Genomic DNA, 14,700 nt, shown 5'->3' on the forward strand with positions numbered 1-14,700 from the left:
GAAAAGCTAGAATCGGATTCGCACAAGAGGCAAGACCTAGAACATGTCCACGGGCACTGTAGCCAGAGCCTCTTCCATGGTCGTTATGCCATCTTTCACCTTTAAAAGGCTGTCTTGGTGCAAAGTCTTCATACCTGCAGCGACAGCAGTACGCTTCAGATCCGCCGTTTCTCTGCCCTTGTTGATGTCTTCGATCAATTGCTCGCTACTGGTCATTAGCTCGTGGATACCGACGCGACCCTTGTAGCCTGTATTCGTGCATCTAGGACAGCCTTTGGGGTTATGCTTAAAAATTGGCCCACTCCAACCAATGCCATTTTCCAGAATTTCTTTCTCGCGCCCTTCCGGCTCGTACTGGATGCGACACGTTTTGCACACCCGACGCATCAGACGTTGGGCACAGACGCAAAGCAATGAAGAGGAGATCATAAAGGGCTCGATACCCATATCCGTCAGACGAGCTACCGTGCTAGGCGCATCATTGGTGTGCAGCGTACTGATCAGCAAGTGACCCGTGAGTGCCGCTTCCACCGCGATGTTTGCCGTTTCTTGGTCACGAATTTCTCCCACCAGGATGATGTCCGGATCCTGACGTAGAAACGCGCGAAGAGCGCTGGCAAACGTAAGGCCGATCTGGCGGTTCATCTGCATCTGGTTGATGCCATTCAAAGTATACTCGATTGGATCTTCCGCAGTTCTGATCACAAAGCTTGGATCATTGATCTCATTCAGTGCGGAATACAAAGTCATCGATTTACCGGAGCCAGTAGGCCCGCAGTGTAGAATCATGCCGTAGGGCTGCTTGATCACTTCCCGGTAACGACTCAAATTTTCTTCAGAGAACCCGAGAGCAGGCATAGGCAGCGTGGACTTTTGCTTGTCCAGAATACGCATTACAACCCCTTCCCCGTGATTTAGCGGAGCAGTCGAAACACGTAAGTCGATGTCTATGTTTTTCTTGGTGAATTGCTTGAAAACGATACGTCCGTCCTGCGGTAATCTGCGCTCCGCGATATCAAGATTAGACATGATCTTGAAACGTGCGACAAGCGACCCAGACACCTTCGGCGGAAGCTTCAACTTCTCTTGGCAAACGCCGTCGATTCGGTAGCGAACAACTAACTCCTTTTCGCGCGGCTCGATATGGATGTCAGAAGCCCCAGCGTAGTAGGCGTCTTCAACAATTCTATTCGAAAGCTGGATAATCGGAGCGGACTCCTCGCTATCGAGGCCTTCTTCCGAGTCCTCGATCTCCCCATCTTCGAACTCGAGCCCTACCGCCTCAACGACATCTTCAAAATGAGTCTCCTCTCGCTTGGGATCCTGCTTGAGGACTTCCTGGATATCGCCCTCAGGCGCCAGTAGAGCGATCACGGATTTCTTGCTTATCTCGGAAATCCGAGAGGTTACCGTGAGTTCAAACGGGTTGGCCAATGCTACCGCAATGTAGCGACCATAAGATGCAACCGGAACGACTTGGTTCTTGGAGCAGAAATCTTGGTCAAGGAGCTCCCAGGTACCTTGATTGATAGAGATCTGCTTAACGTTTATGGGAGATACTCCGTAGCTTCGCGCCTTGGCGATATTGAGTTGGTGCGGCGAAATACGATAATCCGCCAATAGCAAATTATCGAAGCTGCTACCGTTAAGCTCCTCTTGAGTCGATTTGATAACTTCGCACTGATCTGCGTCGAGGTACTTGAGCTCGAGCAGATAGTCGACTATGCCTGACTGTAATCGTCCCAGAGCCATGAATCACTAGCTCGCGATCATCGCCGCTTTGGCCTCCTCTGCCTCTCGAGTTTCCAGATAGCCCGAAATCGTTTCTTGAGGAGCGGCAAACCAGACAATGTGGCCCGATATTTTCTGCTCCCAAAAAGCGCGAACGGCTGGACTCATATAGTAGGCAGTCGCGATGTAGCTAGTGTCTTCTACTAAATCGAATGGTACGGTCCAAGTGGCCCAGCATTCATCATAGTTCGTGATAGTAGAAACCTCTTCTGGTATCTCCATATTTCGAACATCGATGATTCCGAGCCCTTCCTCCTCTACCAGGTATTCAATCAGCTTGGTCTCTTGCAGGCTTTGGATCTCTCCTGTCAAAATGGAGAGCAGGCTGATTCGCATTTCGCCAGTCGAATTCGACAGCAGCTCGAGGAAACGCTCGTTTGCTGCGTCTAGCGCCTCGATAGATACGAGGCCGCGCTCCACCAGACTCGCTCCGAGTAGGCGGTTTGCACGCATGATTAGTGGCTTAAGACTGGCCATTGAATAGGTGGGAGAAACTATGTTGCTAGAGTGATTCCGAGTCGTCGTTCGCGGATTCGCTATCCACTATCTCGGTTTCTTTTTCACTAGCTTTAGCTTCTGCCACCTTTTCCCAGAGAACTTCCTTGAATTCTTCGATTCCTTCTTCCGACAAACAAGAGATCGGCTGGACCACCACATCATGGCGTTTTTTGAATTCTTTTAGATTTTCCACCGCAATTTCCTCGTCCATCTTATTGGCGAGAACGATGCGTGGCTTATCTAAAAGAGAAGCGTCATAGGCCCCCAACTCCTTCAGAAGCTGGGAAAAATCATCCCAAGGAGCGCGTTCGTCGATGCCTGACATATCGATAATAAACGTGAGGACAAAACAACGTTCGATGTGACGGAGAAAGCGATGCCCCAGTCCGCGGTTTTCGCTCGCCCCCTCGATTATCCCAGGGATGTCCGCCATCTGAAGCCTCGCGTACCGGTTCGGATACTCGATGACCCCAATTCCAGGATGCAAAGTCGTAAACGGATAAGGTGCCATCTTCGGCCGAGCGTTGGTGATCAAGTTAGTAAGCGTGGACTTACCGGCGTTGGGGTAACCAACAAGGCCCACGTCCGCAATACTCTTGAGCACTAGCTTAAATTCGCCGACTTCACCGGGATCTCCTGGATTTGCCCGTCGTGGAGCGCGGTTGATGGAACTCTTGAACTTGGCGTTTCCCCAGCCTCCATTGCCGCCTTTGAGAATGCGCACCCTTTGGCCCACTTCCAAGATTTCCGCTACCACTTGGCCAGTGGAGTTATCCTCCACAATTGTGCCGAGCGGAACCAAAAGGACCGCATCCTTGCCTCCGCGCCCATTACGATCCGAGCCCAGTCCGTGCCCGCCACGCTCCGCATTCCAATGTTGCTGGTACTTAAATTTGACGAGGTTGTTTTCGTTGTTCGTCCCTTCAAGAATTACATCGCCGCCTTTGCCGCCATCGCCCCCGTTAGGGCCGCCAAAGGCCTCGTATTTCTCACGGCGAAAGCTGATACAACCGTTTCCACCGTCACCCGCTTGGGCAATTATTCTGGTTTCGTCTACGAACATGAGCGCAACCCATAGGACTAGAATCGCAGAATGCAATCCCGACTAGAAGGTTCATTTTAGAGCGCAAAAGCTTCAATCAAGCAACTACCGGGGTCGCCGGAGGCCAACTCAACCCGCAGGAGATAGCGCCCCGGGCTTAGCCAAACGCGGAAAGCCGATTCCTTGGAGTCCGAAGGCAGCGGATCTAGGCTCAGCTCATCGAATCCACTGAGCAGGTTCAAATATGCGCCCTGGACGCTTTCTCCCGCTGAAGTGACCGTAGCTCCATCTTGCCAATCGTCATTGGCTCCGAGTAGTTCAGCCAGCCCATCCTGTAGTCTGTAAATTGAAACCATTGGATCCTCCGCTCCGTCGCTCACAAATGAAAAACCGAGAGCACGGCTCAGTATTTCGATCGGATACTCTCCAGTCACCTCGAACATAAGCACCCCATAGGATTCGTCTGCGAGCAGGAGCTGACCTCGAATCTCATCTACTTCTTTGACTGATATCTTCGAATCTTCCGAGGAAACGAAAGACGCGAGAAAGTCTAGACGTTCTTCCCAAGAACCTGCCGACACGCGCTCAGCGCTGCCATCCGCTGCGAGCATGAGCTCAAACGTCGAATCTTGTTGGGCGTTTTCATCAAACGTCAACTCCCCGCCTGAGAGGTACTCCGAGGCATCTGCGCCCGGAGGAACAAACTCGACATAAAGCCCATTTAGGCCGCTGCCACTTGTTTCACCCACAAAATATCCAGCCATTAACGAGGAAACCGCAGCAGTTCCAGACTGCCGCAAAAACAAGTCATGCTCTCCCCACGTTCCCACAACTGTCGATTCCGAATCGAAAACGATCGAGATAGTTTCACTCTCGGATGAGCTAGAAACGAAGCCGCCCGAAGAATCCAAAACACCAGTTATCACATCTGGATAATTTCCTTCTCGCAGCAGAACGACACTCTCGTCGCTGAAGACTGAAAGCGTAAGCGAATCGCCTAAAACGCCCACGACACCACCTTCGTATTCGGTAAAGAAATCGGAACCATCAGTGGGTGCATTATGGAAGGTTCCGGTAAACGAAATTCCGTAAAACGCCACGGTGCCGCTTAGCTCCGAAGAGAGCGAACCGGAGATTTGTCCATTCGAATCTTCTTCTGACAAAAAGCTCCCCTCCTCATCGATGGTTATACTTTGTTCGAATCGATAGAATCCGGTTTCAGGGTCGAAGATAGATACCCAACCGCTCGCGAGAGAATCGTCCACCCAGACCACTACACGTCCTCCTCCGGAAGTCTCGCCCTCGTAGTAGCCAGCCGTAAGTTCCACTTCGACCTGCTTGCGCAAAACTCGGGTCACGACACCATCCGAAACTTGCGCATACACAAATTGCGAACCGGACTCGTAGAATTGGATCTCTCCCGTCTCGGAGACTTCACCGACGGAATCGTCTGCAAGATACCATTCCACCACGACGTCTCCGGGGTAATAGCTGAAGTCCCTAAGCTCAAAGGATGTCTGCTCATACAATCCGACAGAGTCCTCCCCCGATATTAAAAAGTTAGCACCTTTGCTTTGAACCAAATAGGCCCCTAATTGGCTGACCTCAGTCGAGCTCAATTCCCGATTGTATATCCTAACATCGGCGATCACTCCCTCAAACGAGCGCTCTGATGCCGCGTTGTTGCCAACATAGGAAGTGGTTCCCGTCGAAAGCATACTCCCCGATGGAGCCTGCTGCATACGCACCACTTGAGCACCGCCGTTTATGTACAAAGCTGGAGTGTTCTCGACGCTTGAGCTGTCAAAGCTTCCAACTACATAGTACCACTGGCCTTCTTGAATAGAACGCGGCGGAGCATTCCAAACTCCATAATTTTCGAAATCCGAGTAGAACTTCAAAGTCTGACGGTTCCCATCCGGCACGCCCGAACCCTCTCCCGACGAAATGTACAAGTAGTAGAAGGGCATGTTCACAATACGTGGATGGGCGCTCGAAATCAAATTATCAGACCGAACTAGCGCAGCTATAGTAACTTGCTCAGAAAACTGGCCCGCGAAGGACATCTTATCGGTGAAGCTGTCAAATCTGACGCTTTGCCCATAGTCGTCGTACTCTTTAGTGACACCGACCAACGTACCATCGCTACCACCCGCTAAATCCTCTTCAGTGGCTCCTTGGCTATCAAACGTGAAATGGTGTAACAGCCCGGTCGATACAGAAGAGGCATCCCCGACAATGACTGTCTTTTCTATCGAACGCAAAATCCCACCCAATTCTGACTCGAAACGAATCACAGATTGTCCCTCTCCAGTCGCTAAAAATCGATAGCTTCCATCGTTCGCCAATTCTGCGAACTCAACACTGTCACCTTCTGATATGCTGACTGAAATATTTGCAGACCCGTGAGCCTCCACGTGAAACATGGCAGTCATTCCTACTTCAGGAATCAGCACGATAGAATCCGATACATTTGAGATTTCGATTTCGTGGCCAGAGAAATCTGGATCGAGAGCTGCCAAAAGATTCAACCTTCTCCCACTGACAGTGAACCCACTCTGGCTTTCGACAAGATCCGCGCTCTCCATTAAACGCGTTTTGATCTGACTTGCAGACAAGGTGGGATCGGACGCAGCAAGAAGAGCAACAGCTCCAGCGACCATCGGCGATGCCATAGAAGTTCCCGACAGGAACTCGTACGAATCAGTCGGATACAGTGAATAGATATCGCTCCCCGGAGCCGAAATATCTACGCTTTCGCTACCGTAGTTCGACGAAGCGTTTAAAGCGTCTTCTTGGTTCGAACTCGCTACCGAAATGATATTATCCAAATCGTAACCGGCCGGATACTCCATGCTGTCGCTCGAGGCATCCATGTTGATACCGTCATTCCCCGCAGCGGCCACAAAAAGTACTCCAAGGTCCTTATGTTTGGAGATCTCCGAGCGGGTCATCGAACTATATCCCCCTGAGCCGTAGGAATTGTTGGTCGCCACAATATTGACTCCAGCCCTTTTCAGCGAGCTAACATAAGCAAGGGCATCGATTATCGCTGAGGTCCTTAGCCCTTCCTCATCACCAACCTTCAGCGGCAATATTTTAACGTTCCAGTTCACTCCTACGGAGCCGGATCCATTATTACCCACAGCTCCCACAATTCCCGCTACATGTGTCCCGTGCCCGTCGACGTCATTCGGATCAGAGTCTTCGTCTACAAAATCCCATTCATTCCCTACATATCTGGAATTCGAATACACATTTTCAGCTATATCAGGATGAGAGACTTGTAGTCCCGTATCGATGACAGCGACCACAACACTCTCGTCGGTAGGTCCGGTTTGAAACTCCCACGCATCAAGAGCATTGATTTGATCAAGTCCCCACATGCGTGCCGAACTCCAATCATCGGGCTCTACGCTCGGAAAATTCAAAAATTCGTATTCGACGGAAGCTCCGGGAAAACGAGCCTGAAAAGCATTCATCGTCCCATCCAACGTATCCAAACTTTCACTAGGCAACTTGACACAAACAACATCCGTCAACTCCGAAGCCTTTTCCACAGTTAGCCCGAATTCCTGGATGAATTCGTCGAAAGCGTCGGGATGGACTAAATCTGGGTTCGCATCGATGAGGAAGATGTCTGCCATATATACGACAGCAGAAAGCTGCACAATTTCTCCTCCAACGGCTTCCGTAAATCGATCTTCCCAAACGACCCATGGAATTCTATCAGAGCCGGTTCTTAATAAGCTACGGTTCTTAAAAACTGGCCCCGTCGAGTCCAACCATTCGCTTTTCGATATTTCACCTCGAGGATATCGATCCTGCCAATCGCTATCTTGAGCTAATATTTTAGCAAGATCGTCGACCTTCGATGCGAGAATAGATTCAGATTCTGGAGTTTGTCGCTTCGAGTGAACCGCACTAGCTTCGCTGCCACTCTTGACCTCTCCGAAAATGCTCTTGGTTTCGCTCTCACTTACGTCAAAGAGCAAGCCCAAGGCCCCAGTCAGACAGACCAACAGTGTAATCAGCGTCGGAATTAGTGTCTTTGACTTAGGCAATTTCATCGTTGCGAGTCGGACGAGTTATCGGGGGTTGGGTCGTTGGAATCTCAGAGCAGCTAGCCCTTAACTCAACTATACGCAGGAACCGCCGCCATGTATTCAGCAAATCCTACAAAAGTCGCCTTTCAAGCCACAGTGACGACTTTTCGAGAGACGATCTGGCCGCTGCCACGTAAACAAAAAAGCCGCGAACTTCGAAAAGTCCGCGGCTTCCTGAAATACGATTTGTGACTGCTAAACGATTCCTACTTTTCGGACTCGCTCGAGACTCCCTCACCTTCGGTCTCGCTGTCTGCGATCTTAGTGAACTTCAGCTCCTGGCCATCACGAATCACCATGATGCTGTCGCCTTCCTGTACCTGACCGCTCAAGAGAGCTTCAGCGAGAGGATCCTCAAGGAAGCGTTCGATCGAACGACGAAGCGGGCGGGCTCCGTACTTTTCGTCGTAACCTTCGTCGATGAGCAGCTCCTTCGCGTCGCTGTCGAGAGTCATAGTGATCTCCTTGTCAACGAGGCGCTTTTGCAACTTTGCGATTTCGAGATCTACAATCTTGACCAAATCATGGCGAGCCAAGCTGTGGAAGACGATGAGGTCATTGATGCGGTTGAGGAATTCCGGCTTAAATGCCTTCTTCGCCTCATCCATGACCTTCGACTTAACACCGTCAAAGTCGTCGGAAAGATTGGTAACCGCTCCGAAGCCCATCGTGGTCTGCTTTTGGATCACGCTCGCACCCACGTTGGTGGTCATGATGATGATCGTATTGCGGAAGTCGATTATGCGTCCTAAACTATCGGTGAGGTGACCCTCTTCGAAAATCTGAAGCATGATCTGCACAACGTCCGGGTGAGCTTTTTCTATCTCGTCGAATAGGACCAGCGAGTACGGCTTTCTACGTACCTGTTCCGAAAGCTGACCGCCTTCTTCGTGCCCAACATAGCCTGGAGGCGAGCCAATCATACGGGATACGGAGAACTTCTCCATGTACTCTGACATGTCGACTTGGATGATCGCATCCCGGTCGCCAAACATCTTTTCAGCGAGCGTTCTGGCGAGGAATGTTTTACCCACGCCGGTTGGGCCGAGGAACATAAATGAGCCAATCGGACGCTTCGGATCCTTAAGGTCCGCTCTGCTACGGCGAAGCGCCTTGGATATGGCGACACATGCTTCGTCTTGGCCAATAACGGTTTCCTGAAGTTCCTTTTCGAGCTGTAGCAAGCGTTCCGTCTCTTTCTTTTCGAGCCGTTGGAGTGGCACGCCAGTCCAATCGGAAACGACCTTCAGCATATCGTCTTCTCCGATAGTGATACGGTTTTCCTCGCGGCTAGTTTTCCACTCTTCGAGGACGTCCTCCTGCTTCTTACGTAGACGCTTTTCTTCGTCTCGGAACTTCGCGGCCTCTTCAAAGTGCTGCTTGCTGATTGCCTCTTCCTTTTTCCCGCAGACCTCTTCTACCTGCTTAGCGAGAGTTTCGATTTCTGGCGGGCGATTCAAAGAGGCAATGCGAGCTCGCGAACCAGCCTCGTCCATCACGTCGATCGCCTTGTCCGGCAAGAAACGGGAAGTAATGTAACGTTCTGAAAGCTTGGCAGCCGCAGCCAAAGACTCATCGGTAAATACAGCTTTGTGGTGCTCTTCGTATTTACCTCTGATTCCCTTCAGAATCAAAATGGTATCTTCGATGTTCGGGGCATCAACCTTCACGCTTTGGAAGCGGCGATCCAAGGCGCTATCCTTTTCGATAAATTTACGGTATTCGTTGAGAGTAGTCGCTCCGATACATTGCAACTCGCCTCTCGATAGCGCCGGCTTGAAGATGTTTGAGGCGTCCATGGCCCCTTCAGCAGCACCCGCTCCCACGATAGTGTGGAGCTCATCGATGAAAATGATGATGTTTCCAGCTCTCTTGATCTCGTCCATGACGGCCTTGATACGCTCCTCGAACTGACCACGGTACTTAGTACCCGCCACCATGAGAGCCAAGTCCAAGGTAACAACCTTCTTGTCTACCAGAATCTCTGGAACGACGCCGCTGGCGATCTCGAGTGCCAAGCCTTCCACGATCGCTGTTTTACCGACACCCGCTTCACCGATCAAAACCGGATTGTTTTTGGTACGACGGCAAAGGATTTGGATAACGCGGCGAATCTCGCTTTTGCGTCCGATGACTGGGTCCAAGTCACCTTGTCGGGCCAACTCAGTTAGATCGCGACCAAATGCTTTGAGAGCGGGAGTCTTCGCTTCCTTTTTCTCTTCCTGGGCCTGAGAACGAGTTGGCGAAACGGCTTCGTCTGTTTCACCCGAAAATTGCGGATCGAGCTCCCGAAGGATTTCGTTGCGGGTACGCTCGATGTCTACGTCGAGAGACTTGAGTACCCGAGCAGCCACCCCTTCGCCCTCTCGTAGTAGACCGAGTAGGATGTGCTCGGTGCCAACGTAGCTGTGGTTCAGAGCCTTCGCTTCTTTGCCGGCTAGGGCCAAAACCTTTTTGACACGAGGCGTGTATGGGATGCTTCCCGCTGCCTTGCCTTCAGGGCCGGACCCAACTTGCTTTTCAACCGCGCTGCGAACTGTCTCCAAATCGAGACCCATTTTTTGAAGAACGCTGACGGCCACACCCTGACCTAACTTGATGAGGCCTAGCAAAATGTGCTCCGTGCCTACGTAGTTGTGGTGAAAGCGGTCTGCCTCCTTACGCGCCAAGGCCAATACTTGTTGAGCGCGGGGAGTGAAGTTATTCATTGGTTCCATAAAGCTATTCTGCCTCCTGTTCGGGATCTGATTGAGGGGTATCGTCCTTATCGGACGATTCGTGAATGTTAAATAGTGGTCGAGCGACGTTCTCGAACTGCTTACGCATGTATTCGGCACGGAACGCGTCTCTCGCGTTGGACTCTATATTTTCGCCAGCGTGATACTGCACATGCCCTGGTTGGCATTCGATGAACATACGGTCTACGATGTTCCGAGTCTTTTCAGGAAACATCTCAAGATCCACCCCGAAACGAACAAGCGAGGCGAGATTCATGCACTCCGAAGAGGTCAAAAGATGACTGTTCTGCAGAATCCCGTAAGCTCGACCGATCTTATCATAGAGCTTGCGTGGGTCTTTCTCCAAAATCTTTTCGCGGGCGTTCATCTCCTGGTCAATGATAGTTCGGAGTACCGAAGAAAGCCGCTTAACGATTTCCTCCTCGGATTCACCCAAGGTGGTCTGGTTCGATATTTGAAAGATGCTTCCGCTAGCGTCAGAGCCTTCGCCAAACAAACCACGTACCGCGATACCGAGCTGATTAACGGCGCGGACCACTTTTTCCATTTGGTTTGAGATAACAAGGGCCGGCAGATGCATCATAGTCGACGCGCGCATCCCAGTACCCACGTTCGTAGGGCAAGCCGTCAGGTATCCGATCTTTTGAGAAAACGCGAAATCAAGCTGCTCTTCGAGCGCTGAATCGATGGCGTCCACCGCATTCCATGCACTCTTGAACCGGTATCCTGACTTGATAACCTGGATACGGAGATGGTCCTCTTCGTTGATCATCACCGAAATCGACTGGTCCTTGCTGATGACCACGCCAGCGGCGTCGGAATTGTTCGATAATTCGCGGCTGATCAGATGACGTTCCACAAGTATCTGCCTTTCGAGGTCAGAAAGGGTTCCAATCTCTGCAGAGATACCTCGCTTCATCTGGCCTAACGAGGCGACTGAGGGTAAACATGTCTCTAATACCTCGCGTCGCCGAGTCTCTTTGGCCCAACCGGGAAAGGGAGTATCCGCTAGATTTCGAGCGAGTCGGATACGAGTCATCAGGACCACGGGACATTTTTTGGATCCCGCCTCCGTCATTTCGGACTTACCGCCGAATATGCTTTTGATCAACATCTGGCTAATCCTCGACTGCGGCCGCTTCCATAGCCTTTTTTAACTCGATAATTTCGTCACGCATCTTGGCCGCGTCCTCGTAACGCTCGCTGGAAATCGCTTCTTTCAAGCCGTTCTCCAGAGAATCCAATCGGTCAATGTAATGAGCTCTCTCTAGTGCCCGGTGAGGCACTTTTCCTTTGTGAGAATCGCCCTTGTGCATGTTTAGCAAGGCGGGACCCACCAGAGCCTCAAAGGTCTCGTAGCAAGTCGCGCAACCAAGGCGGCCGGTTTTCTTGAACTCGCGTTGGGTGCATCCACATTCTGGGCACGAGATTGAGGCAGCATCCGCTGATTTGGAAGAGTCCGGCTTGACGAGAAGATCAGCGAGAGAGTAGCCGCTTGGGTCGGTAATGCCTTTTTGCTCCGCGCACGCTTCGCAGAGGTCGATTTTGTGAATCTGATTATTGATGATCTGCGTGAGATGAACCGTTGCTGGCTCACTACAGACATCGCACTTCAGAGGCTTCGCCATAGGGAATAAATTTGGTTTGGGTTTGGTTAACTAGGCAATATGTTCCACCAAGCCGTGGCACGGTGGCTATGCATTCGCCATGCCATGTTTGCCGGATAGCAAGCATACTGTCCAACATTAATGCTCTAGGAATCGCCTTTGCTCAAAGTAAACATGGCGATTTCCTAATAATTTACGAGCTGAACTGAACGATTACTGCAAGACTCCCTCTGGTCCCGCCACAGCCGCCGCCAAAAATCAAATCATAGTGCCTCGGGTGCTAACCTCCTCGTGGAAAGCCGCGTGTAGCTTCTTGGTGACATTCCCGGGGGTGCCATCGCCTATGGCTCGCGAATCTAAGCCAACTACCGGAATCAATTCTGCAGCGGTACCGGTAAGGAAACATTCGTCCGCATTCCAAATTTCGTAACGCGTAAGATTCACCTCGCGCACTTCGTAGCCTTGCGAGCTTGCGATGTCGATGACTGCCTGACGAGTGATTCCCCTCAAAGCACCATTTGAAGCATGTGGGGTGAAAATCACGCCCTTGTGCACAATAAAGATATTGTCGCCGGTACACTCTGCTACGTTGCCCTGATCATTTAGCATGATAGCTTCGAGCGCTCCCGCTTGGGCAGCTTCCACCTTGGCCATGATGTTGTTTAGGTAATTCAGAGACTTAACGCCGGGATTCAGGGCTGCCGCGTTGGTTCTCCGCGTGGGAACAGTGACGATCTTCAAGCCTTCCGTGTAACACTCTTCTGGATAGAGCGCTATTTTATCAGCGATAATTATCAGGGACGGTTTTGGGCAGGAATTTGGAGAAAGCCCGAGACTTCCGGCTCCTCTGGTGACAATAAGTCTGATGTAGCCATCGCTCAGACCGTTTATCCGACACGATTCGCACACCAGTTTCGAGAGCTCCTCTCTGCTCCAAGGCATGTTGAGCAAGATTGCTTTGGCAGAATATTCGAGCCGCTCCAGATGCTCATCCAGACGGTAAACACAATTCTTGTAGATACGAATCCCCTCGAAAATTCCATCCCCATAGAGGAGGCCGTGATCAAACACGGAAATCTTGGCGTCTTCCTTATCTACAAACTGTCCGTCTAAATAAATCTTCATTGCTGTCAGAAAACTGCTGGGGTGGACTTCTCTGGCAATTAAAATGTTTGCAGCGCCCACTAGATGGCTTAAGCGTCCCGGAAGACCTCAAGCCCACCCCAAAACTGAACAGAAATCGATAGACGGAAGTTTTGCAGACCCACTCCCCGAGGAAAAGCTTAATGGTTTCCCTGAGACAGAGATAGTTTTAAATCCGCTCAGACGTTCCAACTAAGCTTGCTGCTTGAAGAATCGGAAACTTCCACTTTTGTTTATAGTCCACATTAGAATCACGTCTCTGGAGGGAGCACCCCCCTAAGCGACCTAACTACCAAGTCCCACAAATTCTCGTCATGCTTAAGCAATCTAAAGCCAAGCAAGGATTCACCCTCATTGAGTTGCTAACAGTCATCGCCATCCTCGCGATCTTAGGAGCCATAATATTCCCAACCGTCGGACAATTCCGCACCTTAGCGAAAAAGACCAGCGACTCGAATGACCTTCGAAATATAGTACAAGCCTCACAGCTGTTTGCCGCTCAAAACGGAGAACGGTTCGTGGGTAGCGGCCAGACACTGGGTTCAGATGGCGTAGTCGAGGGCGATTCGAATGATATCGTCGATGTGGCAGCTATTCTAGCCTACGGGGGAGAGCTGACCGATCCCCAGAATTGGGTCAGCGCTAACGAGCAGTCTCGCAATGAAGGAACAGGTGGCCTATTCCTCCAGACCAGCGAGGAAACCGGTCTATCGGCTAGCACATATAGCACTAGCGACTTTTCATACGGCTACATCACAGGCCTCCGCACATCAGACCCGTCCCACACTCCAGTGGCTTTCACACGCATTAGCGAATTGACCTCGCCGACATGGTCCACGACAGACCCTTACGACGACGAAGGTGGACACATAGCATTCCTAGGAGGTAGTGTTAGCTGGTATGAAAACCTCTCCGGCCTCCTAGTGAAACCAACTGGTGAGACGGCTGATTCGATCAACGAAGCCATTACCGGCTTCGACAGCACCCGCACGGTTGTCGCACGGGAGCCAACTGAATAGCATCGGAAAACAGCATCAATAAGTTCCCCAAAGCTCTCGCCCTTCCGCGAGAGCTTTTTTATTGCTCGAAACTCAAGCCTTTTTGGTGACTTTGGCTCGTTTGCGATCCGGATACAAAGCCCTGCATATCGGACAAACGGTCCCATCGCATCCTCGGGCTGTGCAAAACTCGCGACCGTAATAAATGATTTGCAGGTGCAAGTGATTCCACCGCTCGATCGGGAAAAGCTTTTTTAGATCAAGCTCGGTTTGGGTAACGTTCTTCCCTGAAGTGAGGCCCCATCGCTGGGCAAGTCTATGAATATGTGTATCCACCGGAAATGACGGGTGCCCAAACATTTGCGACATGACAACCGAAGCAGTCTTGTGGCCCACTCCAGGTAAGGCCTCCAGCTCTTCGAAACTCTCCGGTACCACTCCATCGTGCTTTTCGATCAAAATCCTCGAAAGATCGCGAATCGCGACAGACTTGCGAGGGGACAAACCGCAAGGACGAATGATTTCCCGAATCGTTTCAGGCTCCTGAAGGCTCATCTCCTGCGGAGTCTTGGCAAGAGCCCAAAGACTTGGGGTCACCTTGTTGACGCGTTCATCCGTGCACTGGGCGGACAACAAAACGGCCACCAGTAGAGAATAGGCGTCAAAATGATCCAAAGGAATCGGAGGATTCGGATAACGTTTCTCTAGCTCGATATCTACGTAGGCCGCTCTTTCCTTCTTGGTCATGCTCCCCTAAGCAACCGATCCACCGATTTT

10 protein-coding genes are annotated in these 14,700 nt (G+C 51.1%); 1 reads left to right on the forward strand and 9 read right to left on the reverse strand.

Annotated features, from left to right (window positions below; genetic code table 11):
- Nucleotides 1–36: 36 nt before the first annotated feature.
- From H5P27_RS17100 to ilvE, 8 genes are all read right to left on the reverse strand, one after another.
- On the reverse strand, nt 37–1,752 hold the full coding sequence (locus tag H5P27_RS17100; RefSeq protein ID WP_185661640.1) for a GspE/PulE family protein: 1,716 nt from the start codon (nt 1,750–1,752) through the stop codon (nt 37–39).
- Between the two features lie 6 nt (nt 1,753–1,758).
- On the reverse strand, nt 1,759–2,244 hold the full coding sequence (locus tag H5P27_RS17105) for a hypothetical protein (protein ID WP_185661641.1): 486 nt from the start codon (nt 2,242–2,244) through the stop codon (nt 1,759–1,761).
- A 49-nt stretch (nt 2,245–2,293) separates the two neighbouring features.
- The gene (gene obgE / locus H5P27_RS17110) at nt 2,294–3,352 is read right to left on the reverse strand and encodes a GTPase ObgE (protein ID WP_185661642.1); all 1,059 of its coding nucleotides are present in this window, start codon (nt 3,350–3,352) and stop codon (nt 2,294–2,296) included.
- Nucleotides 3,353–3,408: 56 nt separating this feature from the next.
- Nucleotides 3,409–7,401 (reverse strand): S8 family serine peptidase, encoded by a 3,993-nt coding sequence (locus tag H5P27_RS17115; protein ID WP_185661643.1) that lies wholly within the window; start codon nt 7,399–7,401, stop codon nt 3,409–3,411.
- Between the two features lie 242 nt (nt 7,402–7,643).
- Nucleotides 7,644–10,154: an ATP-dependent Clp protease ATP-binding subunit gene (locus H5P27_RS17120; protein ID WP_185661644.1), complete on the reverse strand. Its 2,511-nt coding sequence runs from the start codon at nt 10,152–10,154 to the stop codon at nt 7,644–7,646.
- Nucleotides 10,155–10,158: 4 nt separating this feature from the next.
- Nucleotides 10,159–11,289, reverse strand: a complete 1,131-nt coding sequence (locus H5P27_RS17125) for a protein arginine kinase (protein WP_185661645.1) — start codon at nt 11,287–11,289, stop codon at nt 10,159–10,161.
- Nucleotides 11,290–11,293: 4 nt separating this feature from the next.
- Nucleotides 11,294–11,803, reverse strand: a complete 510-nt coding sequence (locus H5P27_RS17130) for a UvrB/UvrC motif-containing protein (protein WP_185661646.1) — start codon at nt 11,801–11,803, stop codon at nt 11,294–11,296.
- A 237-nt stretch (nt 11,804–12,040) separates the two neighbouring features.
- Nucleotides 12,041–12,907, reverse strand: coding sequence for a branched-chain-amino-acid transaminase (ilvE, locus tag H5P27_RS17135; protein WP_185661647.1), 867 nt, complete (start codon nt 12,905–12,907; stop codon nt 12,041–12,043).
- Between the two features lie 332 nt (nt 12,908–13,239).
- Here ilvE and H5P27_RS17140 point away from each other — a divergent pair, with 332 nt between their 5' ends.
- On the forward strand, nt 13,240–13,944 hold the full coding sequence (locus H5P27_RS17140; RefSeq protein ID WP_185661648.1) for a type II secretion system protein: 705 nt from the start codon (nt 13,240–13,242) through the stop codon (nt 13,942–13,944).
- A gap of 72 nt (nt 13,945–14,016) precedes the next feature.
- Here the strand turns inward: H5P27_RS17140 and H5P27_RS17145 are convergent, their stop codons facing one another.
- On the reverse strand, nt 14,017–14,670 hold the full coding sequence (locus tag H5P27_RS17145) for an endonuclease III domain-containing protein (protein WP_185661649.1): 654 nt from the start codon (nt 14,668–14,670) through the stop codon (nt 14,017–14,019).
- Between the last annotated feature and the right edge of the window lie 30 nt (nt 14,671–14,700).

The sequence above is a fragment of the Pelagicoccus albus genome (assembly GCF_014230145.1).
GTDB lineage: Bacteria > Verrucomicrobiota > Verrucomicrobiia > Opitutales > Opitutaceae > Pelagicoccus > Pelagicoccus albus.

Coding starts and splice junctions, on each gene's coding strand:
- H5P27_RS17140 (WP_185661648.1), top strand. CDS start 13,240: ATGCTTAAGCAATCTAAAGCCAAGCAAGGATTCACCCTCATTGAGTTG.
- H5P27_RS17145 (WP_185661649.1), bottom strand. CDS start 14,670: ATGACCAAGAAGGAAAGAGCGGCCTACGTAGATATCGAGCTAGAGAAA.
- H5P27_RS17120 (WP_185661644.1), bottom strand. CDS start 10,154: ATGGAACCAATGAATAACTTCACTCCCCGCGCTCAACAAGTATTGGCC.
- H5P27_RS17105 (WP_185661641.1), bottom strand. CDS start 2,244: ATGCGTGCAAACCGCCTACTCGGAGCGAGTCTGGTGGAGCGCGGCCTC.
- obgE (WP_185661642.1), bottom strand. CDS start 3,352: ATGTTCGTAGACGAAACCAGAATAATTGCCCAAGCGGGTGACGGTGGA.
- H5P27_RS17115 (WP_185661643.1), bottom strand. CDS start 7,401: ATGAAATTGCCTAAGTCAAAGACACTAATTCCGACGCTGATTACACTG.
- H5P27_RS17125 (WP_185661645.1), bottom strand. CDS start 11,289: ATGTTGATCAAAAGCATATTCGGCGGTAAGTCCGAAATGACGGAGGCG.
- H5P27_RS17100 (WP_185661640.1), bottom strand. CDS start 1,752: ATGGCTCTGGGACGATTACAGTCAGGCATAGTCGACTATCTGCTCGAG.
- ilvE (WP_185661647.1), bottom strand. CDS start 12,907: ATGAAGATTTATTTAGACGGACAGTTTGTAGATAAGGAAGACGCCAAG.
- H5P27_RS17130 (WP_185661646.1), bottom strand. CDS start 11,803: ATGGCGAAGCCTCTGAAGTGCGATGTCTGTAGTGAGCCAGCAACGGTT.